The sequence below is a fragment of the Roseinatronobacter alkalisoli genome (assembly GCF_028745735.1).
In the GTDB taxonomy this organism is placed as follows: domain Bacteria; phylum Pseudomonadota; class Alphaproteobacteria; order Rhodobacterales; family Rhodobacteraceae; genus Roseinatronobacter; species Roseinatronobacter alkalisoli.
This window is the reverse complement of record NZ_JAQZSM010000005.1, coordinates 233,626-254,728: the sequence shown is the minus strand read 5'-3', so window position 1 is coordinate 254,728 and position 21,103 is coordinate 233,626. Positions and strand designations below refer to the sequence as shown.

At 58.6% G+C, this 21,103-nt stretch carries 21 protein-coding genes; 17 read left to right on the top strand and 4 right to left on the bottom strand.

Annotation, left to right across the window (positions count from 1 at the left end):
- Window positions 1-21 precede the first annotated feature (21 nt).
- The 6 genes from PUT78_RS08320 to PUT78_RS08295 all read left to right on the top strand — a co-directional run bounded on the left by PUT78_RS08320 (window position 22) and on the right by PUT78_RS08295 (window position 4,641).
- Entirely contained in the window at window positions 22-951 is a 930-nt protein-coding gene (locus PUT78_RS08320; RefSeq protein WP_274351789.1) for an AEC family transporter, read from the top strand.
- Window positions 952-982: 31 nt separating this feature from the next.
- Window positions 983-1,813, top strand: a complete 831-nt coding sequence (gene fghA / locus PUT78_RS08315; RefSeq protein WP_274351788.1) for an S-formylglutathione hydrolase — start codon at window positions 983-985, stop codon at window positions 1,811-1,813.
- Window positions 1,810-2,421 (top strand): HAD family hydrolase, encoded by a 612-nt coding sequence (locus PUT78_RS08310; protein WP_274351787.1) that lies wholly within the window; start codon window positions 1,810-1,812, stop codon window positions 2,419-2,421. Before fghA ends, PUT78_RS08310 begins: the two co-directional genes overlap by 4 nt.
- A gap of 19 nt (window positions 2,422-2,440) precedes the next feature.
- Window positions 2,441-3,370 (top strand): ornithine cyclodeaminase family protein, encoded by a 930-nt coding sequence (locus PUT78_RS08305; RefSeq protein WP_274351786.1) that lies wholly within the window; start codon window positions 2,441-2,443, stop codon window positions 3,368-3,370.
- Window positions 3,371-3,439: 69 nt separating this feature from the next.
- A complete protein-coding gene (locus PUT78_RS08300; protein ID WP_274351785.1) occupies window positions 3,440-3,751 on the top strand; it encodes an H-NS histone family protein in 312 nt (103 codons plus the stop codon).
- Window positions 3,752-3,810: 59 nt separating this feature from the next.
- Window positions 3,811-4,641, top strand: coding sequence for a YihY/virulence factor BrkB family protein (locus tag PUT78_RS08295; RefSeq protein WP_274351784.1), 831 nt, complete (start codon window positions 3,811-3,813; stop codon window positions 4,639-4,641).
- On the opposite strand, the gene map is transcribed toward PUT78_RS08295, so the two are convergent.
- Window positions 4,598-5,446 carry a type I methionyl aminopeptidase gene (map, locus tag PUT78_RS08290; RefSeq protein WP_420793480.1) on the bottom strand — a complete coding sequence of 283 codons (849 nt, stop codon included), beginning with the start codon at window positions 5,444-5,446 and terminating at the stop codon, window positions 4,598-4,600. The genes PUT78_RS08295 and map overlap by 44 nt on opposite strands.
- Before the next feature lie 144 nt (window positions 5,447-5,590).
- Between map and PUT78_RS08285 the strand changes: the two genes are divergently transcribed.
- The 7 genes from PUT78_RS08285 (at window position 5,591) to PUT78_RS08255 (ending at window position 14,389) form a co-directional block, all read left to right on the top strand.
- The gene (locus PUT78_RS08285) at window positions 5,591-8,461 is read left to right on the top strand and encodes a PAS domain-containing protein (RefSeq protein WP_274351782.1); all 2,871 of its coding nucleotides are present in this window, start codon (window positions 5,591-5,593) and stop codon (window positions 8,459-8,461) included.
- 31 nt (window positions 8,462-8,492) lie between these two features.
- Window positions 8,493-9,131 (top strand): response regulator, encoded by a 639-nt coding sequence (locus PUT78_RS08280; RefSeq protein ID WP_274351781.1) that lies wholly within the window; start codon window positions 8,493-8,495, stop codon window positions 9,129-9,131.
- 114 nt (window positions 9,132-9,245) lie between these two features.
- Window positions 9,246-10,295, top strand: coding sequence for a Hint domain-containing protein (locus tag PUT78_RS08275; RefSeq protein ID WP_274351780.1), 1,050 nt, complete (start codon window positions 9,246-9,248; stop codon window positions 10,293-10,295).
- 189 nt (window positions 10,296-10,484) lie between these two features.
- A complete protein-coding gene (gene rpsD / locus PUT78_RS08270) occupies window positions 10,485-11,105 on the top strand; it encodes a 30S ribosomal protein S4 (RefSeq protein WP_274351779.1) in 621 nt (206 codons plus the stop codon).
- A 680-nt stretch (window positions 11,106-11,785) separates the two neighbouring features.
- Window positions 11,786-12,352, top strand: coding sequence for a sigma-70 family RNA polymerase sigma factor (locus tag PUT78_RS08265; RefSeq protein ID WP_274351778.1), 567 nt, complete (start codon window positions 11,786-11,788; stop codon window positions 12,350-12,352).
- Window positions 12,353-12,410: 58 nt separating this feature from the next.
- Complete coding sequence (locus PUT78_RS08260; RefSeq protein WP_274351800.1) at window positions 12,411-13,904, top strand: NAD(P)H-dependent oxidoreductase; 1,494 nt, start codon at window positions 12,411-12,413, stop codon at window positions 13,902-13,904.
- A 95-nt stretch (window positions 13,905-13,999) separates the two neighbouring features.
- The gene (locus PUT78_RS08255; RefSeq protein WP_274351777.1) at window positions 14,000-14,389 is read left to right on the top strand and encodes a PRC-barrel domain-containing protein; all 390 of its coding nucleotides are present in this window, start codon (window positions 14,000-14,002) and stop codon (window positions 14,387-14,389) included.
- Window positions 14,390-14,481: 92 nt separating this feature from the next.
- Here PUT78_RS08255 and PUT78_RS08250 read toward each other — a convergent pair whose 3' ends face one another.
- Window positions 14,482-16,614: a catalase gene (locus PUT78_RS08250; RefSeq protein WP_274351776.1), complete on the bottom strand. Its 2,133-nt coding sequence runs from the start codon at window positions 16,612-16,614 to the stop codon at window positions 14,482-14,484.
- Window positions 16,615-16,651: 37 nt separating this feature from the next.
- A complete protein-coding gene (locus PUT78_RS08245) occupies window positions 16,652-17,161 on the bottom strand; it encodes a superoxide dismutase family protein (protein WP_274351775.1) in 510 nt (169 codons plus the stop codon).
- A 250-nt stretch (window positions 17,162-17,411) separates the two neighbouring features.
- Here PUT78_RS08245 and PUT78_RS08240 point away from each other — a divergent pair, with 250 nt between their 5' ends.
- The 4 genes from PUT78_RS08240 to PUT78_RS08225 all read left to right on the top strand — a co-directional run bounded on the left by PUT78_RS08240 (window position 17,412) and on the right by PUT78_RS08225 (window position 20,305).
- On the top strand, window positions 17,412-17,582 hold the full coding sequence (locus PUT78_RS08240; protein ID WP_274351774.1) for a hypothetical protein: 171 nt from the start codon (window positions 17,412-17,414) through the stop codon (window positions 17,580-17,582).
- Window positions 17,583-18,253: 671 nt separating this feature from the next.
- A complete protein-coding gene (locus tag PUT78_RS08235) occupies window positions 18,254-18,880 on the top strand; it encodes an exopolysaccharide biosynthesis protein (protein WP_274351773.1) in 627 nt (208 codons plus the stop codon).
- Window positions 18,881-18,945: 65 nt separating this feature from the next.
- The gene (locus PUT78_RS08230) at window positions 18,946-19,200 is read left to right on the top strand and encodes a hypothetical protein (RefSeq protein ID WP_274351772.1); all 255 of its coding nucleotides are present in this window, start codon (window positions 18,946-18,948) and stop codon (window positions 19,198-19,200) included.
- 400 nt (window positions 19,201-19,600) lie between these two features.
- The gene (locus tag PUT78_RS08225; protein WP_274351771.1) at window positions 19,601-20,305 is read left to right on the top strand and encodes a Crp/Fnr family transcriptional regulator; all 705 of its coding nucleotides are present in this window, start codon (window positions 19,601-19,603) and stop codon (window positions 20,303-20,305) included.
- On the opposite strand, the gene PUT78_RS08220 is transcribed toward PUT78_RS08225, so the two are convergent.
- The gene (locus PUT78_RS08220) at window positions 20,280-20,933 is read right to left on the bottom strand and encodes a sensor histidine kinase (RefSeq protein ID WP_274351770.1); all 654 of its coding nucleotides are present in this window, start codon (window positions 20,931-20,933) and stop codon (window positions 20,280-20,282) included. The two genes, PUT78_RS08225 and PUT78_RS08220, sit on opposite strands and share 26 nt — an antisense overlap.
- Window positions 20,934-21,103: the final 170 nt, after the last annotated feature.

Sequence of the window (21,103 nt, the reverse complement as noted above, 5' to 3'; positions counted from 1 at the left end):
ACATGTTAAATCTGGGTCAAGATGGTCGAAATATTTCTTAAAACCCTGCCATTCTTTGCCCTGATAGGCCTTGGGTTCGGTGCGGGCCGGTCGGGATTCTTTCCACCACAGGCGACGGCCTATCTGACGAAATTTGTTTTCTACTTCGCGCTGTCGGCCATGTTATTTGGGTTTTCTGCCAATCTGAGCCTGGCTGACTTGCTTGATATGCGTGCAGCGGGGGCATATCTGCTGGCCTGCGCAGTTGTCTATGGGTTGGTCATGCTGGTGGCGTTCGCGCGGCGTGCCAAACTTGATACCGCGACAATAGAGGCCCATTGCGCAATTATCGGCAATACCGGGTTTCTGGGGGTACCAATGCTGGTGGTGCTGCTGGGGGATGCATCGGTCAAGACCGTGCTGCTGGTGCTGACCATCGACATGATTATTTTTTCCTCGCTGTTTACGGTGCTGATAACATTGGCGCGCGGTGGGCGTGTGGACCGGACATTGCCTGCACGCCTGCTCGGCGCGGTGGTGCGCAATCCGATGGTGATGGCCATGGTGCTGGGGCTGACATGGTCGGCTACGGGTTGGCAGGTGCCGATGCCCGTCAATGATTTCCTGACCCTTCTGGGGGCCGCGGCGACCCCTTGTGCGCTGTTTGCGATCGGGGCATCGCTTGCCGACAAGAAGGTGGAACGGTTGCGGATCGTTTCATGGCTGACCTTTGCAAAACTGTTCCTGCACCCGGTTGCCGTGGCCGTGGCTGCGCTGGGTCTGTTCGCGGTCGACCCCTATGTTGCAGGCGTGCTGATTGCTGCTGCGGCACTGCCGGTCGCAGGCAATGTCTTCATCCTTGCACAGCACTATCAGGCCGGTCCCGCGCGGGTTTCAGCGACGATTCTGGTCTCAACGCTGGTCAGTATCGCGACCCTGCCGGTGGTGATTGCATGGGTCACCGGCTTCTGACACAGTGCAGCCAAACTGGACGGAGTAAGCAATGGAAACGATTTCTGAAAACGCGTGTTTCGGGGGCGTGCAGGGTGTGTATCGTCATGCATCGGCGGTATTGGGATGCGACATGACCTTCGGGCTGTTCCTGCCTGCCGAAGCGCGGCGGCACCCTGTGCCGGTGCTGTGGTATCTGTCGGGCCTGACCTGCACCCATGAAAACGCCATGACCAAGGCGGGGGCGCAGGCGCATGCTGCCGCGCATGGTCTGGCACTGGTATTCCCCGACACATCGCCGCGCGGGGACGGGGTTGCCGATGATGATGCCTTCGATCTGGGGCAGGGTGCCGGGTTTTATGTGAATGCGACCCGGGATCCATGGGCGAAGAACTACCGCATGTGGGACTACATTACCGACGAATTGCCGCGTGTTCTGATGGCCGGTTTCGCGCTGGAAGAAGACCGCCAGGCCATTACCGGCCATTCCATGGGCGGGCATGGCGCGCTGAGCATGGCCATGCAATTGCCTGGTCGGTTTGCCTCCGTATCGGCCTTTGCGCCCATCGCCAACCCAACGGCCAGTGACTGGGGCCGCAAGCAGTTCACGGCCTATCTGGGTGCAGATGAAGGCACCTGGGCGGCGCATGATTCCAGCCTGCTGATGCTGGAACACGGTTTCCGGGGGGATCTGCTGATAGATCAGGGTGCGTCGGACCAGTTCCTTGATCTGCTGCGTCCCGAGGCGCTGGCCCACGCCATGGCCGCCCGCCGCCAGTCCGGCACATTCCGGATGCAGGCAGGGTATGACCACAGCTATTTCTTTGTGTCCAGCTTCATTGGCGAGCATATCGCCTTTCATGCGAAGGCGCTGGCCAAATGACACGAGATATTCACGCCGTCGTGTTTGATATCGGCAATGTCCTGATCGGTTGGAACCCGGAACAGTTTTATGATTCCCTTATCGGGCAGGACCGCCGCAAGGCATTGTTTGCCGCCGTCGACCTTGACGGCATGAATGCCCGCATCGACCGGGGCGCACGGTTTCACGACACAGTTCTGGGCATGATTGAATTCCATCCGGAATGGGAAACCGAAATCATGATCTGGCATGATCGCTGGATTGATATGATCGCGCCGGTTATCGCGCCATCCGTGCAGATGTTGCGCAATTTGCGTGCCCAATCCGTGCCGGTTTACGCATTGTCAAATTTCGGCGATGATACATTCACCATGGCACAGAATAAATATGAATTTCTGCATGAATTCGACCGGGCGTTTATTTCCGGGCGTCTTGGCGTGATGAAACCCGAAACCCGCATATACGAGATACTCGAAGATGAAACCGGCGTAGCGCCGGAGAATCTGTTCTTTATTGATGACCGCGCGGAAAATATTGAAGCCGCCGTTACGCGCGGCTGGGCGGGGCATGTGTTCCGGTCCCCCGGTGGCCTGAAAGATTCGCTTGTGCAGCTTGGTTTGCCCAGTTGACGGATAAAGGCGGGACAGGATGACATTTCCGATCATTTCCGCGGATATTGAACCAGAACTGGACTGGCGCGACCTGATCGTCGCGTTTGAACAGGGGCACCGCCTGCCAAGGGCGGAAATTGCGGACAGTTTTCTATATCGCGGGGATGACACAATACTGTCGCGCGCCGCATGGATTGACGGGCTGGGATCGCTAGTGAAAACCGCAACAATTTTTCCCGGAAACCCGTCACGGGGCCTGCCATCGGTGAATGGCGGCGTGTCGCTTTATTCTGACAATGACGGCACACTTCAGGCGCTGGTCGATTTTCATCTGGTCACCAAATGGAAAACCGCCGGTGACAGCCTGTTGTCGGCGCGCTTGCTGGCGCGTCCCGAAAGCCGCCATATTACCCTTGTGGGTGCGGGGGCGGTAGCGCGCAGCATGCATTCTGCCTATCGTGCGATTTTCCCTGATGCGGAATTCACGATATGGAGTCGCAGCCACGCATCCGCCGCAGCGCTGGCCGCGGATTTATCCGGCGCAGTTGCCACCGAAAATCTGGAACAAGCGGTTGCGCAGGCTGACATCATCTGCACCGCCACCATGAGTACGACACCCGTTATTCGTGGTGACTGGCTGCAACCGGGGCAGCATCTGGACCTGATCGGGGCCTATCGCCCTGATATGCGTGAAGTGGATGACACGGCATTACAGCGCGCGGCGCTGTTTGTTGACAGCCGGGATACGACGCTGGACCATATAGGGGAATTGAAAGACCCGCTGGCCCGTGGTGTTATTTCACGCGATGATATTCTGGCGGATTATTATGATATTCCTGATGGTTCATTCAAACGCCCGTCCGAAGATACTATTACCATTTGTAAAAATGGCGGTGGCGCGCATCTTGATCTGATGACAAGTCGCTATATTTTGTCAAAATGGCATTCTTGGATGTCCGCGCAGTAATTTCAAATGACTTGCCAAGTATTATGTTTTGGTGCAGGACTGACGCTGAACAAATATGCGGAGAGCATCATGCTTGACTTGAATACACTTTCGCTTGCTGAACTGAAAAAACTGCAGAAGGATGTCGCGAAAGCGATCGACAATTTCCACGACCGCGAACGCAAGGCGGCACTTGCGGAACTGGAAGCCGTTGCAAAAGAGCGGGGCTTTACCCTTGCACAACTTCTGGATGAAGGTGTTGTGAAAACCCGTAAGCCTGTGGAACCGAAATACGCCAATCCTGCCAACCCTTCGGAAACATGGACCGGTCGCGGGCGCAAGCCGCGCTGGGTTGTGGCGGCATTGGGTGCAGGCAAAAGCCTTGATGATCTGGCCATCTGATTGCAGTGTTTGATCACGCAAAAAAAATCTACCGGTTTCTCGCTGATTTTTATGCAATCATGTCGGACCGCAATATCGGCCTGATATCTGCAGGTGTTGCATTCTTTACATTGCTGGCGGTGTTTCCGGCAATTGCGGCGTTTATTTCGCTGTTCGGGGTTTTTGCGGATCCGCTTGCCCTGCAACGTCAGTTGTCGCTGCTGCAGGAACTGGTGCCGCCTGCAGCATTTACCTTGCTGGAAAACCAGATCATGCGGCTGGTGTGGTCCAATGACGGGACATTGGGCTGGGCCGGGCTGCTGTCCACGCTGACGGCCTTGTTTCTGGCCCGGCAGGGGGTGGATGCCATGCTGCGGGGAATAAACGCGATCTATGGCAGTCAGCGGCGGTCGGGTGGGAGACACCTGTTGGCGGTGGCGGTCATTACGCTAGGCATGGTGCTGGCAGGCGTGGTTGCCTTGCTGGCGCTTCTGGTGTTGCCGGTGATACTGGCGTTTTTCCCGCTGGCCGGGCTAAGTGCCTTGTTGGTTGAAACGGCGCGCTGGTCGGTGACATTCGGACTGGTCGCGTTGTGGTTATGGGTCTTTTACCGGATAGGTCCGGTGCGCGAACGGAACGGCCGGGCCAGCATCCGGCCCGGTCTGGCATTGGCCATGGTTCTGTGGATCATCGTATCCGTGGGTTTTTCCTATTTCCTGTCCAATTTTGGCCGCTACAACGAGGTTTATGGCTCTCTCGGTGCGGTGGTTGCGCTATTGATGTGGTTCTACCTGTCGGCCTATGTGGTCCTGCTGGGTGGTGTGCTGAATGCTATGATTGACCGGCGCATTACAGTCACGCCGGGGCCTAACCCCAAGTCGGATGAAAACGGCCCGCAGGCGACAGGGTGAAAATCTCGAACCCGCTTGCGGTGACACCGATGGAATGTTCAAATTGCGCTGACAACATCTTGTCGCGGGTCACAGCGGTCCAGTCATCCATCAGAACCTGCGTTTCTGCGCGCCCCAGATTGACCATCGGTTCAATGGTGAAGAACATGCCTTCTTCCAGTCTGGGGCCAGTGCCCGCGCGCCCGTAATGAAGGACATTGGGCGGTGAATGAAATACCCGGCCCAACCCATGCCCGCAGAAATCGCGCACAACCGCCATGCGTTGACTTTCGGCATAGGATTGAATGGCATGTCCGATATCACCAAAGGTATTTCCCGGCCGCACTGCTTCTATGCCCAGCATCAGCGCGTCATATGTCACCTGAATCAGCCGCTCCGCTCGACGGGGCAATTTGCCCGCCACATACATACGCGAGGTGTCCCCGAACCAGCCATCGACAATAACCGTGACATCGATATTCAGAATATCGCCGTCTTTCAGCACATCATCGCTGCGACGTTTCTCCGGATCACGGGAAATTGTTTCATCCTTGCTCATGGGGATGGGGGCGCCGGGAATGCCGTGACAGACGACATGGTTCACCGAAATGCAACTGGCGTGCTGATAGCCCCGATACCCGATTGTCGCAGATGTGGCGCCGGCTGCATTCACCATTTCGGTGATGATTGCGTCCAGTTTTCCGGTAGTTTGCCCCGGAAAGATATGCGCGGCAATATCATCCAGTATTCTGGCGGCAAGTTGTCCGGCCTTGTGCATTCCGGCAAAAGCTGCCGGCTCATGAATGCGGATGCCTTCTTTCGTCATGCGGCCATTGTGAGTGTCGTCCAATAATGCCTCCGTCCGGAACATGTCAGTTACAGCTTTGCCTAACTAACGGGAATACGGTAATCAAGCAACGACATGAAGCTGTCTGTGGGGCGATTCCTGACCCGTGACAAGGGGATGCCTATGCCTGATGCCCAGGATGACATGAATATGGGATCGTGCCCGGATGGTGCTGCTGACACAGCTGGCCTTGTAAAAGCCTTCGCTGATGCACAAAATCTGCTGCACCGATGTGGCCCGGAATATACTGACCGCACCATCATGGCGGCCCTGCAGTCGTTGGCGCAGGCAATGGGGGCTGACCGCGCCTATGTGTTCCGCATCCGGGACGCGGTAAGCGTCGATAACACCCATGAATGGTGCGCAGATGGCATTGCCCCACTGAAAGCGCAATTGCAGCGTTTGCCCTATGAAACGGGCGATCCCTTCTGGCAGGCATTCCGCGGGTCCGGACAGGCGTTTCAGGTCGATATCCGCACGGTGCCAGTCAACACCGCCTTCCGCCAGTTGCTGGAAGAACAGGAAATCAGGTCGCTTATTGCATCATCGCTCTGGTCCGAAGGGGAAATCATCGGCCTTGTCGGGCTTGATTTTGTGCGTACCCACCGACAGTTTACTGAGTTGGAAGGCAGTCTGATGCATGCATTCGCCGCATCGCTTGGCCTTGCCCTGAACCTTGCGGATCAGGCCCGCGCACATGACCGTGCGCAGTCCGAATTGCAGCTTGAACGTGCGCGTGTGACGGCAATGGTGTCCGCGCTGCCGGAACTGCTGGTTGAAACCGACAATGACGGCACCATCATCGGGTTCAATCAGAGTGATCCCCTAGTTTTCGCGCTGAACCCGGATGAGGTGATCGGGCGTCCGCCCGAACGTGTCTTGCCGCCGCGAGTTGCGGGGATTGTCCGCAACGCCATGAAAGAAGTGGATCATTTCGGCTGGTCACGCAGCATTCCCTACACCCTTTCGTTCCCCGACGGTGAAAAGCGCTTCACGCTGACCGCGACCAAACGTCAGGGGGACCACCCCCGTAAACCGCATGGCTATCTGTTCGTTGTGCGCGATGTGACCGAAAGCTACCTGCAGGATAAACAGATCCGGCAGTTGGGTCGCGTTGCGGAATTGTCGACCAACCTTATCATGCTGACCGACAAGAACAGGGGGATCACATGGATGAATCCCGCCTGCGTTGCGCGAACAGGCTATTCGCTGAGCATGGCGCTATCGCGCCGTCCCAGTGACATACTGCATCTGTATGAAAGTGCCCCCGATATTGCCGGTGACATCTGCAATGCACTGGATAACGGTCAAGGTATCAACACCGAATTGCAGGCGCATAGCCGTCGCGGCATGTCCTATTGGCTGGATCTGAATGTCCAGCCGCTGCGCAGCCCCGAAGGGCATGTGTTGGGCTATATGGTGGTCGGCGTGGATATCACATCGCATAAGCTGGCTGAAGCGCGCGCCCTGCGCGACAAGGCCCATGCAATGGAGGCAACCCACGAAGGTATTGCCATCCTGAATCCTGACGGACGTTTTTCATACCTGAATCACGCTATCCGGCAGGTCTTGCGCCTTCCGTTGGACGCGGATGTGTCAGCGCTGCATTGGCATGAACTGATTCCCGCAGACCATATGGCGAAACTGACCACAATCCTGTCTGAACTGACGTGCCAGGGATATTGGTCCGGCGAAATCATGCTGCCGGATGCTGCCGGGCGCGACGCATGGTATGACCTGTCGATGTCCGTTCAGGATGACAGCAGCATATTCCTGATCATGCGCAATATTACCGCCCGCAAGCTGGCAAAAACCGAACGCGAAAGGCTGCGCACGCAATTACAGATTGCCCAGAGCAGGCAGCTTATGTCCCAACTGGCGGGGGGGTTGGCCCATGATTTCGCCAATATTCTGGCTGTCATCGTCGGGTCTGTCGATATGTTGCAGCCCCGGGCGGACGCCGACATCGCGCCGGGTCTGGCGCGCATCCGTGCTGCGGGCAGGCAGGGGCAGGCCCTTGTGGCGAACCTGATGCAACTGGGCAAGGTTAAACCAACCGAATGCATGGTGGATCTGCAGGAACTGTTGCGCCAGTCGGTTGAACTTGTCCGGCCCGCCCTGGGCAATGGGATTGCGGTTGCGATGGAATGCGACAATGGTGCCGGTGTCGCCTTGGCTGATACCACCGAAATGATGCAGGTGTTGATCAATCTGATCATGAACGCCACAGACGCCATTGGTCAGAAAGCGTCTGCAGGGGGGTGCATTACCCTGCGTCTGACCGCGCATGACCATCTTGCGCCACAGTCCGATCTTGAGGTCGGCAGCATATCGGCCGGACAGCCCTATGCGGTGATTGACATCTCCGATACAGGGACCGGCATATCACCGGACCGCAGGGCAGAGGTGTTCAAGCCATATTTTACCACGAAGCGCGGCGAAGGCACCGGGCTTGGACTGGCCATTGTCGCGCATGTTGTCGCATCACGTGGTTGGGGCCTGAAGGTGCTGGACGCTGCAGGCGGTGGCACCATCATGCGGCTTTACCTGCCTGCGCCCGTACGGCCTGCGCCAGCCGTCTTAACTGATGCGGCGGGGCCGGCACAGGTCAGCACACAAAGCCTTGCCGGCCGGAATGTACTGCTGGTGCATGAGGACGACAGTGTTCTGCAATCGCTGGCGGAAATCCTGTCGGCCGCCGCCGCAGAGGTCGCCAGCAGCACCGATCCCAGCGACGCACTGAATGCGGTCCGCGAAGACCCGACGGCATGGGACACTGTCATCCTTGATGGGGGGCGGCGACAGGTGGATGGATTGGATATTCTGCAGGAGTTAGCGGAATTGAACTGCAAATTGCAAATTTTATTACTTACCGACCCAAAAGAGTTGCATTTTGCAAACGATCTTGATATGGGAGCAGCAACTGCGTTTTTACCGAAACCCTTTTCCGGGGCCGAATTGATTGCAGTTCTTGCGCGCGCACCAGTTTCCTGATGCGTGCGGGCCACCCCTCGAAAGTCATCTCATGCGACTACTGATTGCCGATGACCATGAACTGATTCTGGATATGCTGGAGAATTTTCTGCAGCAGGAACCGGATATTGAGATTGTTGCTGTCACTGACATGCGCGATGCGATTTCAGTGGTATCCACGCAGCCGCATTTCGATTTCGCGCTGCTTGACTATGGAATGCCCGGAATGGACGGGCTGGACGGGTTGCGCCGTTTCATGGAAATTGATGCCGCGCCGCCTGTGGCGCTTATTTCGGGCAATGCCGCCCGCGACGTGGCCGCGCGCGCAATAAGAATGGGCGCACGTGGCTTCCTGCCTAAATCCATGTCGGCGAAGTCGCTGTTGAATGCTATCCGCTTCATGGTGCTCGGGGAACGATATGTGCCGGTGGATTTCCTGTTTTCCCCGACCGGGTCTGAAACCGCCCCACCCGTCGGCACGGGCGAAGGCGCTTCTGCCGCATCGTTGACAGCGCGCGAACTGGAAGTGCTGAAGGCGCTTTGCGACGGCAAGACCAACAAGGAAATTGCCCGCGATCTGGGGTTGCGCGAACCGACCATCAAGCTGCATGTCAAAACCCTGTATCGCCGTTTGGGGGCCAGCAATCGTACTCAGGCGGCCATGATCGCCAGATCATGGGGTGTGTGCTGAATGCGCGTTCTGCGCGAAACTGCCGCTGACTGGATTATCCTACTGGTTTTGAATGCGATTCCCTGTTAGATTCTGCACATAAGCTGTATCAAAAACAGCAGGACAGAGGCAGACATGACACGCGCAGCACCCTTGACCGGCGTATTCGCGCTGGACTGGAATTCAACCGAAACCGATGGCGTTTCCGGCCTTGACCCGCGCTGGCTGCGCGCAGGTGCACGCTGGTGCTGGACCGGCGATGTGCAATGCCTTGATGCGCGCACAGATGTGCTGCGCCTTGGCAGGGCTAACGGATATCGCGACATCCGGCAACGTGCGCGTCAGGTCGCGGCGCGTCTTGGCGGGCATGAACTGCCGCCGGAAGACATGCCGCTGCAGCCCGCGGCCCCGGTCATGGGGTTTGTGCTGACCGATGGCCATGCGGTCTATACGGCACGACTGGTACATGCTGCGGGCCATTGGGTTGCGGTTTTTGAGGATGGCATGCCGCCACAGGCGCAACCGCTTTATGTCGTCGAAAGCGCGATCGATACGGGGCGCTGCGAAACGGATGCAGCTGCCGCGCCCCTACAGCAGGGCGTTGTCTGCTTTGCCGATGACACATTGATTTCCACTCCGACAGGGCCGCGCCCCGTCCATCAGCTATGTGCCGGGGATCTGGTCCTGACTCAGGATGACGGCCCCCAGCCGGTGGTCTGGACCGGCACCAGCCGCCTGTCGGGCATGGCCTTGCGGCGCTACCCGCATCTGCGGCCCGTCCGGCTGCGCCGTGATGTGCTGGGAACCGGGCAGCCTGATGATGATCTGCGCGTCTCGCCAGGGCATCGCCTGTTGATGCGCGGCGCCCGTGCGCGTGCATTGTTCAATATCGATGAAGTGCTGGTGCGTGCGTGCGATTTGCTGGACCATGGCGGTGTCACGCAGGATGCGGCCTTGCATGGTATCACCTATATGCATGTGCTGCTGGAACGCCATCAGATCATTTTCGCCAATAATGTGCCGACCGAAAGCTTCCATCCGGGCTTCGCCGCGCCGGAGCTGTTGCGCAGCCACCGCGCCAGTCTTCGGGCGGTACTCCCGGAACTGGAACAAGGGCCTGCAAGTTATGGCGACACTGCGCGCCGCTGCCTTGGTGTAGCGGAAACCGCACTTCTGGCAGCATAGCGTCTGTGCTGGGAAACGGCAGTTGACACCGCCCCGCAGGGCTGTATAAGCGCGCATCCCGAAGCTACGGCTTTCGGGGTATTCATTGGTGTTGGTGGCCCCCGCAAGGGAAAGCCTGTCTCCCCGCACAGGGAAAGGACAACGCCCTTCACAGGCCCGTTCAGGGCCGCATCCGGAAGGAGATCAGCCGTGACCAAACGCACGTCTGCCAAGTATAAAATTGACCGCCGCATGGGCGAAAACATCTGGGGCCGTCCGAAAAGCCCCGTAAACCGCCGCGACTATGGCCCCGGCCAGCACGGCCAGCGCCGCAAGCAGAAACTGTCCGATTTCGGCACCCAGCTGCGCGCCAAGCAAAAACTCAAGGGTTATTATGGCGACCTGACCGAAAAGCAGTTCCGCCGCATCTATGCCGAAGCTGAACGCATCAAGGGTGACACAGGTGAAAACCTGATCGGCCTGCTGGAACGCCGTCTGGACGCCGTGATCTACCGCGCAAAATTTGTGCCGACCGTGTTTGCCGCACGCCAGTTCGTTAACCATGGCCATATCACCGTGAATGGCCAGCGTGTAAACGTGCCCAGCTACCGCGTCCGCGAAGGCGATGTGATCGCCATCCGCGACAAGTCCAAGCAACTGGCTATCGTACTGGAAGCCGTCGCGCTGGCAGAACGCGATGTGCCCGACTATCTGGAAGTTGACCATTCCAAGATGACCGCAACCTTCGTGCGCACGCCTGCGCTGGGGGATGTGCCGTATCCGGTTCAGATGGAACCGAATCTTGTGGTCGAATTTTACGCGAAGAACTGATTTCTTCGCCGATCCTATTCAGAAAACCCCGCCCATTGTGGCGGGGTTTTTTGTTGCCAGTATTGAATTGTTGCGTGAATGCCTGCGTGTTGCACCGGGGGGCATGCGGTGCCCGATACATCCCGGCGGGGAACATTCTTTGCCGCAACGGGTTTAGGGGGCAGAACTGCGGCGCATGTGTCAACCGGACGCGGCGGTAAAAGGCACAGGACTGGTTTTTCCGGTTTCCCGCCTGGCCATGGAGTGGCACCAACCTTTGTCCCGTCCATGCGCCGCCGTTCACCGCCTGAAACAGGGCGCGGTCATATCAGCCGGAACCGCGAGGCTGGTTGAAACGGGAATTGCGTACAAACCACGCGGAACGAAGGCCGCTGTCAGTTTTTTACCTCTGGATTGTGCGGCCCGCATGAAGGGGCAGACGGCGTTGTCCGCAGGGGCGCTTGCCACTGCCCCTAACACCCCATCGCGGCAGATGTTCCCTGCATGTGCGCACGGCCCGTGCATTGGCGGGAAACCGATTTTCGGGGTGAATGCACAGACGCATGTTGCAGACAGATATTTCGGCGAATTCTCGCTTAGGTTGTGTGTCCGGAAATCCCGAACAGGGAACCGGATGGCGCGGGTATGGTTGACTCGGACTGAAAAGGACAACGTTTTCTGAAACCGAAAGAGCGCGCGCTATGCCATATGAACGGCCCGACTTACCCGTCCCGAACACCGAAGAAGAGATTGTGTCCCTTATTCCGGCGCTGCGCGCATTCGCCCGGTCATTCTATGCGAATACAAACGATGCTGACGATCTTGTTCAGGAAACCCTGACCAAGGCTTTGGGCAAGATCCACCAGTTCAAGCCGGGAACCAAGCTGAAATCCTGGCTGTTCACCATTATGCGCAACACCTATTGCACCCGATTCAAGATCGCCACGCGGGAACCGCCGGGAAAACTGGATTGCGTGGCCAGTCAGGTCGGCAGCCCGCCGGGGCAGGAATGGTCGATACGCAAGCGCGAACTTTGCGAGGCGATCCATCGGCTGCCACGCGCGCAGCGCGAGGTGATTGTGCTGATAGGTGTGCTGGGCATGAGCTATAAGGAAACAGCCGATGTGTGCGCCTGCGAAATAGGTACGGTGAAAAGCCGCCTGAACCGTGCGCGGCTGCAACTGCTTAAAGATCTGGGCGAAAAATGCGCCGGCGGCAGCACTTGTGACGTTACGGCACCTGTCCCCGCCGAAATTCCGCTGGTGTGACGGGTGTGGCGCGTGCCCGAAAATCCCATGTTCGATTCCCTACCGGAGTGAGGGCTTGATGAATCTCCTTGTCATTCTTGGACACCCGCGGACTGAAAGCCTGTGTGGTGCATTGGCGGGGGCCTATGCCGCCGGGGCGGAAAGCGCGGGTTGCACTGTGAAGACACTTTCGCTTGGCGAAATGAACTTCAATTCTGATGTGGAAATGCCGTCGCCTGCGGATCAGGCACTGGAACCCGATCTTGCGCACGCGCGCGATCTGATCGACTGGGCGGAGCATCTGGTATTCGTCTTTCCCAACTGGTGGGGCATGATGCCCGCGCGGCTGAAGGGGTTTCTGGACCGTGTGCTTTATCCGGGTTTCGCCTTCCGCGAGGAAGCGGGGCACCATTATGGACTGCTTGCGCCGCGCACGGCTGAATTGCTGATCACCATGGATGTGCCGCCGCCGGTCTATCGCTGGGTGCAGGGTGCGCCGGGCGAGCATGCGATGACGCGCGCGACATTGGGGCTTTGCGGAATCAAGACAGTCAGGGTGCATCACTTCTCCCCGCCCAGCCATTCTGATGCGCCGACCCGCGCACGCTGGATAACGCAGGCGCGTGTATTGGGTGAACGGCTGGCCAATGGCCCGCGTGGCCCCGTGCGCCGTCACCTGCATTTGCTGGGGCAATGGCTGCTGGCAGTGCGGCCGCAATTCTTCCCGATGAGTGTGCTTGCCTATACGCTGGGTGCGCTTTTGCTGCTGCAGCCGCTGGATGCGCTGGCCTTTGGCGCAGGGCTGGTGGCGATGATGGCGCTCAAGGTCGCGACAGTGCTATCCAATGATATTTTCGACCGTGACAGCGACGCGGTGAACCGGCATTGGGGACCGTTCAACGGCGGCGGACGCAGCCTGCATGAAGGGGTGCTTTCGCTGGGGGATCTGTGGCGCGGGGTCTATGTGGCGCTGACGATCTGTGCAGTTGCGTCGCTGCTATTGCTGCTGGTGGTGCCCGCGCCCGGCGCGACGGCGCTGGTACTGGGGGTGCTGGCGGTGCTGGCGCTGGGATACACATTGCCGCCGCTGAAACTGTCGCATCGGGGTCTGGGCGAGATGGATGTGGCGCTGACTCACGGACCGGGGGTACTTTTGCTGGGGTATGTCGCCCAGGGTGGCGACCCTTTCACCGCAGATGTCTGGGCAACCGGGCTGGCGATCGGGTTGTCGGTGCTGCCCGCGATCATACTTGCCGGCATCCCCGACCGGGCCGCTGATGCCGCAGCAGGAAAAATTACCCTGCCGGTGCGGCTTGGTCCGGCGCGCGCCGCGCGGCTGGCACTGGGACTGACCGTGGCTTCGGCGTTGGCGGCAGTGCTGCTGGCATTACTGGTCGCGCCGGTCAGTGTGCTGCTGCCGCTGATCGTCGTGCCCTACGCGGTGTTTCAGGTCTGGATGCTGCGGCGCTATCTGCGCGCAGGTGCCCCCGAAGGGCGCATTGATCTGTTGCTTGGCGTAGCGCTGACGCATGTTGCGTGGTTCGTGATTCTGCCGCTGATCGGATTGTGGTAGTCCGTGTCCGGTGGTAGCCCGCGCGCCCGCAAATCTGTGTGGAACACCCGTTCATCCCGATGGTTAGGCACGACACAAACCAAGGGAGAAAAGCCATGATCCATAGTCAGACCGGCGCCGCCGGGCATGAAACCACCACTGAGACACAGCGCCTGATTTCGTCGCGCAAGGTGGAGGGTACCAATGTCTATAACCTTGAGGGCGAACATGTCGGCAGTGTCGACAGCTTCATGGTGGATAAATATTCGGGCCGCGTGTCCTATGCCGTGATGTCCTTTGGCGGGTTCCTGGGCATCGGGGAACGCTACCACCCGCTGCCATGGGATACGCTGGATTACGATACCGCTCTTGGCGGATATGTCGTCAATATCCCGCGTGAACAGCTTGAAGGCGGCCCGAGTTTCGCGCGTGACGAAGACCCCTGGGTCGACCCTGAATACGACCGCCGGGTTCACGGCCATTACGGGCTGCCATTGGGCGTTTAACCCTTGCAGCCGTGGCGGTGGCCCGAACCCCCGCCACGGCCATTTGCAAGGGTATGCATAAAGGGCAGGGGGCCGGAACCCGCCCCCTGCGATCAGCCGCCTATGCGTTCCCAGCAGCGCAATGCGCCACAATCCTGAAGAAAGACCTGCGCGTCCTGCGGTTCTGACAGGATATGGATGCCCGCGTTCTGCCCCGCTTCATCAGTGCCGTCCGCATTGACCCCGGCGTTGAACAGCGTCGCTGCCTCAGCAGAGAGGGCGATGAACTTTCCATGCGCCAGCGCATCAGCGGCAAAACACCGCGCAGAGTGCATTCCCGCAAGCAGGGCTGCCCCCTTGTCATCAGCCAGCACTGCGACCGCGTCGAACAGCACCGAGGGCGCGCCATCGATCTTCTGATTGGCAGCGACATGCTTGCCCCCGGTTGTGGTGACACCCCCGACTGCTGGCGCGATCAGCACCACCGTGCCGCCCGCATCCCCGGTTGCGGAAATGAGTGCGTCAAGCAGGTCGTCCCCGACCCCGTCCGTCATCACGATTCCCAGCGTGCGCCCACGAAAACTGTCCGGCCCGTTCCTGATGATCGACAGTGCAGCAGATGGCGGCAAATCGGTTTTCGGTGCGACGGCAGGCTTGTGCGGCGCAGGCATATCTTTCAGTCCCAGCCCCGTTGCAACCTTCTGCGCCAGCGCTTCGTCAATATTGGGCAGATGCGCGACAACCCTTTCGCGGATAGCAAGGGTTTCAACTTTCGATAATTCAAAAACCAGTGCATCAACGATATGGTCCTGCTCTATCGTGGTCTGGCTGATATAGAACTGCCGCGCCTGGCTGTAGTGGTCGGCGAAGCTATCGGCACGCAGCTTGCGCTTGGGGCCTTCAACCGGTTCGGGGAATGCGCGGTGGCCCCGGTTATGGTCTGCGCGCGGGCCCCCTTTGGCCCAGCTGTTCGGCTCGTAATTCGCACGCCCGCTGGGACCGCGTGTCTGCATATGCCCGTCCTGATGGAAATGATGCATCGGGCAGCGCGGGGCATTGACCGGGATCTGCGTGAAATTGGGGCCGCCAAGCCGTTTGAGCTGCGTGTCAAGATATGAGAAGTTGCGCCCCTGCAAAAGCGGATCATTGGTGAAATCCACCCCCGGTACAATATTCTGGGTGCAGAAGGCGACCTGCTCCGTTTCGGCAAAGAAATTATCGACATTCCGGTTCAGCACCAGCTTGCCGACAACACGCAAGGGCACATCTTCTTCGGGAATGATTTTGGTGGGATCAAGAATGTCGAAATCGAACCTGTCGGCGAAGTCATCATCGAAAAGCTGCACCGCAAGATCCCATTCGGGGAAATCGCCGGACTCAATCGCGGACCAGAGGTCGCGGCGGTGAAAATCCGGGTCGGCGCCGTTGATCTTCACTGCTTCGTCCCATAGCACCGACTGCAGCCCCTGACGCGGCTTCCAGTGGAACTTGACATAGGTGCTGCGGCCCCCGGCATCGACCAGCCGGAAACTGTGCACCCCGAACCCTTCCATGAAACGGAACGACCGCGGGATTGCGCGGTCAGACATTGTCCACATGATCATGTGCAGCGATTCCGGCATCAACGAGATGAAATCCCAGAAATTGTCATGCGCGGACTGTGCCTGCGGGAAGCCGCGGTCAGGTTCTTCCTTGACCGAATGAACAAGGTCGGGAAACTTGATCGGATCCTGAATGAAGAAGACCGGGATGTTATTGCCGACGATGTCCCAGTTGCCTTCTTCGGTATAAAGCTTGACAGCGAAGCCGCGTACATCACGCGCCAGATCCATCGAACCCTTGTTGCCCGCCACCGTGGAGAAACGGACAAAGGCCGGAACCCGGCGTCCGGCCTTCTGGAACAGATGCGCTGATGTCACGTCGGACAAGGTATCGGTAACTTCGAAATATCCATGCGCCCCGTAGCCACGGGCATGGACGACCCTTTCGGGGATGCGTTCATGGTCAAAATGGAAGATCTTCTCGCGCATGGCAAAATCTTCCATCAGTGCCGGGCCGCGCGGACCCGCGCGCAGGGTATTCTGGTTGTCGCTGACAGGCGCACCTTGCGCAGTGGTCAGATACTGGTCGCTTGCGGGCGATTGGTGGATTTCGCCACCCGCACCCTGCCGCGCCTTGCGGGTGATGGTATCACGACCGGACTGGGTGTCGGCGGTGGGGCGGAATACGGGGGTATCATCAGGCATCGGTTTCTCCGTTTCTCTGGGGATAGGGCACATGTGTCTATTCGATTACAGCGCAGGCAATCCGCGCGCCCGCGTCCCCGGATGGCTGGCTTACGTAATCATCGGGTTCCGCATGCAGCATCAGGGACCCGCCCCGAAGGTCCGTTTCGCCACCATCAAGCGCAACCATCGCGTTCAGCACCTGTGCCCGCAACACGCCATCTGCGGGAACATACTGGTTGGGCATGTCGCCTTCATGGGGTCCATCCCCGGACAGGAAACCATGCCCGGACTCCGAGGGCGAGAAATGCCCGCCAGCGCCTTCATGATCATGATCGGCATCGCAAACGCCCTCCTCGTGGATGTGGAAGGCGATCCAGCTTTCGGGCGGCAGATCCGCGACCTCCAGCTCAATCAGCACGCCTGCATTCGTCTGGGTAAGGGTGGCGTTGCCGGTCTCCTGACCGTCCTGATCAATGAACGAAGCAGTGGCGGTTTCGCCGGTCTGGGCAGCGGCTGGCGCTGCCAGAATGACAGATGCAATGGCGAATGCGCGCAAAGGTATCATTTTCGACTCCTTCTTGTCTGGGTGTGACTTATCCCAACGGCGGCAAGCGCAGGATGTTCCGCAAATGCAGGAGGAAGTTTCCGGCCATGTCCATCGTTGGTACGCGGGGGGGGCGGGCTGGCACAGGGGCAGGGCCTGATGCAGGCTATTTTGCAAGGGGGAGGCAGGCTGTGTTGTAATCCGCCCGATTGACTTGGACGTATTCCCAAGGATGAAATACACTGAGCGAGATGCTGAAAGGATTCACGATATGGGCGGGCAGGACAATGATCACGCGGACAAGGCTTCTCTTGAACAGCAGATGAAGAACCTGATCAGCCGGATCGCGCAAGAGCCTGTCCCAAACGAATTGCGGACATTGGCCGAAGAATTGCAGGCCGCCCTTCGACGCCACCGCGAGTCATCAGATCCCCACGAATAGCCCCGGAAGCGCGCGTATTATGCGCTGGCCCCTTTCATCGGGGGTCAGGTCGTTTGTGCGCCGGAGGGAACAAACCCGCCCCATCGCTGCTTGATGATGACAGAAAGATGCGGTCACGGGCTGTATCATGCAGCAACAACTGGGGCAATAATATGCCGGAAATCAGCGTCGCCGACCTGGCCGACCTGCGTGCTGCGATGCCCGACGGGTGGCGGGTCCAGACTCCGGCCGCCACTGCGCAACGAATTGGTCCTGCAATGCAGCCTGAAGCCGCAACAGCGAAAATGTCAGCGCAGCCGGGGCCGGGCCCGGCACGATTTCGCCAATCAGAAAGCCGAGGTTGCCCGGCATCCTTTCTGTGCGCAGATCGGCGCGCAAACCCGCAAACAGCATATTAACTGATATCGTTGGCATTCCGTCCCCCTTCATTCAGCCTCATGCAACAGTGGCCAGTTCGCGCGGGCACGCGTGTCCAGCCGTGAACAACCTTGTCCAAAGGGAACTTTCCAGGGCGTCGGATGTTCATTCTCTATGAACAGAAATATTGCGGAGTCGCGAATGCTGTGTCCTGAACGAAACAGTCGCGTCGGCACACGACCGTTCGCTCCGCCTGATATCACGGCGCGGCGCGGCCTGCCGACCCCTGCCGCCCCTTGGCGGAATTATGCGCCATGACCGTGCCGGATGACGCCAGCCAGAAATCCACAGAAGAGATTGGCGAGATCGTATCAACCCTGCACGATGCGGGCGAAGGGCATTCGCCAAGCGTGCGCGATATCATCAAACGTTTGGGGCAAGCCTCGTTCGGGGCGTTGCTGCTGGTGCCAGCGATGATCATCGCCACCCCGGCAAGTGGCATTCCGGGCCTGCCCACGGTTTGTGGGCTGATCATTGCGCTGATTGCCATCCAGATGTTGACAGGGCGCGATCACATCTGGTTGCCCGACTGGGTAATGGAACGCCGGATCGACGGCGACAGGTTTGAGCGCGCGCTTGACTTCCTCCAGCGGCCTGTCGGCTGGATTGACTATCTGTCGCGACCGCGAATGACCTGGCTACTGCGCTGGCCGATGGTGCTGCCGCTGCAACTGGTATGCGTGTTCTGCGGTCTGGCAATGCCCTTCATGGAATGGGTGCCGCTGACCTCTTCTATTGCGGCGATTGCTGTCTGTCTGGTGGCGGTGGCATTCATAGCCGATGACGGATTGCTTGCGCTTGCGGGGGTCGCCGTCGCCGTGGCGGGGGCCGCCGCGTTTATTCAACTGGCTGGCCACATGATCGCGGGGGTTTTCGGCTGACGGAAGTGCAGGGGCTGGCCGCACAGTTTTTACTGCACCTGAACAGAATGGAGGAATCGTACATAATGACAGAACAATCCCCCCAGCAACTTGAAGGGCGGCTGAATGCCCAACGCGAAGTCCTGGCGGCGCTTCTGGCCTGGGCCATGCGCCAGCCGGGCAGTGATTTTCCGGATGCACTGGACGCAGAACAGGGCGTGCAGGACCATCAGGAAGACCCTGGCGTGCTGGCGGACAGCGCATTCGCCATCGAGGGTGCCGCCGCGCGCGAAATGCAGATATTGCTTGAACGCGCGAAGGCGATCCGCGACACGGCCTGACCGGTTGACAACGCATGTCCGGGAAGCAGAAACCCGGTTCCTGCTTTTGCGCAACATCCGCGAATACCGCCCCGGCGGAATGCGGGCGGGAAGGCCTTGCCTGCGGAACAATTGGGCCACCCACATGTTTGGGGGGCAGCAGTTGTAAAAAGGAGCTTACGAAATGACCCTACCGGAAAACCCCACCCTGCTCGATGTGCAGTCGCGGGCACTGCCCGCATCCGTGGCAGCGAAATTGCATTAGCGTATGTTGCAAGACTAAGCAGGAACCGGTTTTCTGCTGACTCAGGTAAGCGAAATCATCAGATCAGAGTGCGGCGCGTGCATATGAATGATACGCGATACGCGCTGACGTGCCATCCCCGGATAAGCGAGGTGCCATGTGGCCCATTCTTCGTATATGAATATTCTGCTTCGTACACTTTCTGCCGAAGATGTCGGACTGATTGAACCGCATCTGGAGCCAATCGTGCTTGACCGGCGTTTTGCATTGGAACGCCCGAAGATCCCCATCGAACATATTTATTTCCCGACTTCCGGCGTTGCGTCAATTGTTGCGCCCGTCGGCCGCGACCAGCGTGTCGAGGTTGGCATAGTCGGACGGGAGGGCATGACCGGCAGTGCAGTCTCGTTGGGAAACGGGCGTTCGCCCTATGAATGCTTCATGCAGATGCAAGGCGACGGGTTGCGCATTACAAGCGACGCGCTGCGCGAAGCCATGCGTGAAAGCCCGACCCTGCAGAACGTATTTTTAAGATATACACAGGCGCTGGCAATCCAGACAGCACAGACTGCCGCATCGAATGCGCGGGCAAATCTTGAAGACCGGCTCTGCCGGTGGCTGCTGATGTGCCATGACCGGACCGATGGTGACACGCTGAACCTTACACATGATTTTCTTGCCACAATGCTTGGGGTCCGGCGCGCTGGCGTCACGCTGGCAATACATCTTCTGGAAGGGCGGGCGTTGATCCGGGCCCGCCGTGGGTGTATCGAAATCATCGACCGCGAGGGGATGGAGGTCAGCGCCAATGGCATCTACGGACTTCCGGAAAGCGAATATGAGCGTCTTATCGGGATCAGTCCAAGGGAATGGAAATCGTGAACTGCGCCCCACCATTCGTCTGCCAGTGCAGCGTGCCATCAAGATCCGCGACAAGCGATGACACGATTCTGAGGCCAAGCCCTGTGCTTTTTGCCGGGTCAAAGTTTTCGGGAAGTCCTGGCCCGCTGTCCTGCACACAGAGATTAACGCGGTGTCCGGCATCCGGTCTCAGTTCAACCGAGATGGAGCCCCCTTCCTGACCTTCATAGGCGTGTTTGCGTGCATTCAGGGCAAGTTCGTTGATGATGACCATCAGTTTCTGTGCAAGACGTCTGGAAACATCGACTTTTTTGGCATCTTCAATTTCTAGCAAGCATCGGACACCAACACTTTTGCTTAGATCCGGCAGGATCTCGATGCAGGCATCCGCCAGATTAACGCGCCCGATTGTGCTGCGGGTGTGAAGGTAGGCATGAAACTTTGCGATGCTCATAATGCGCGCTTCCGCACTTAGCAGAGCGTTTTTCAGGATAGCGTCGGCAGATTTCTGGCGCTGCATCCGCAGTAGGGCCGCCGTAAGACTAAGACTGTTGGCAATCCTGTGATCGCTTTCGGCGACACTGATTTCCATATGTTCCGGGATGTCCGCCTTATTGGTATCAGTTTGAAATTCCCTGCGTTCATCCATTTTGAACTCCCTGTTCACGGCTCAACAACGGTCGGCATCAGGGATACTTCCGACCGGAAGTTGCCCCATCGCCTTCCGACGCAGAATACAGCTTTGGGTTGAATTTATAGCTGAGGTGACGCAGCACAAAAAAGGCAAAATTCAGTACGTTACCGCACACTATAACCTGT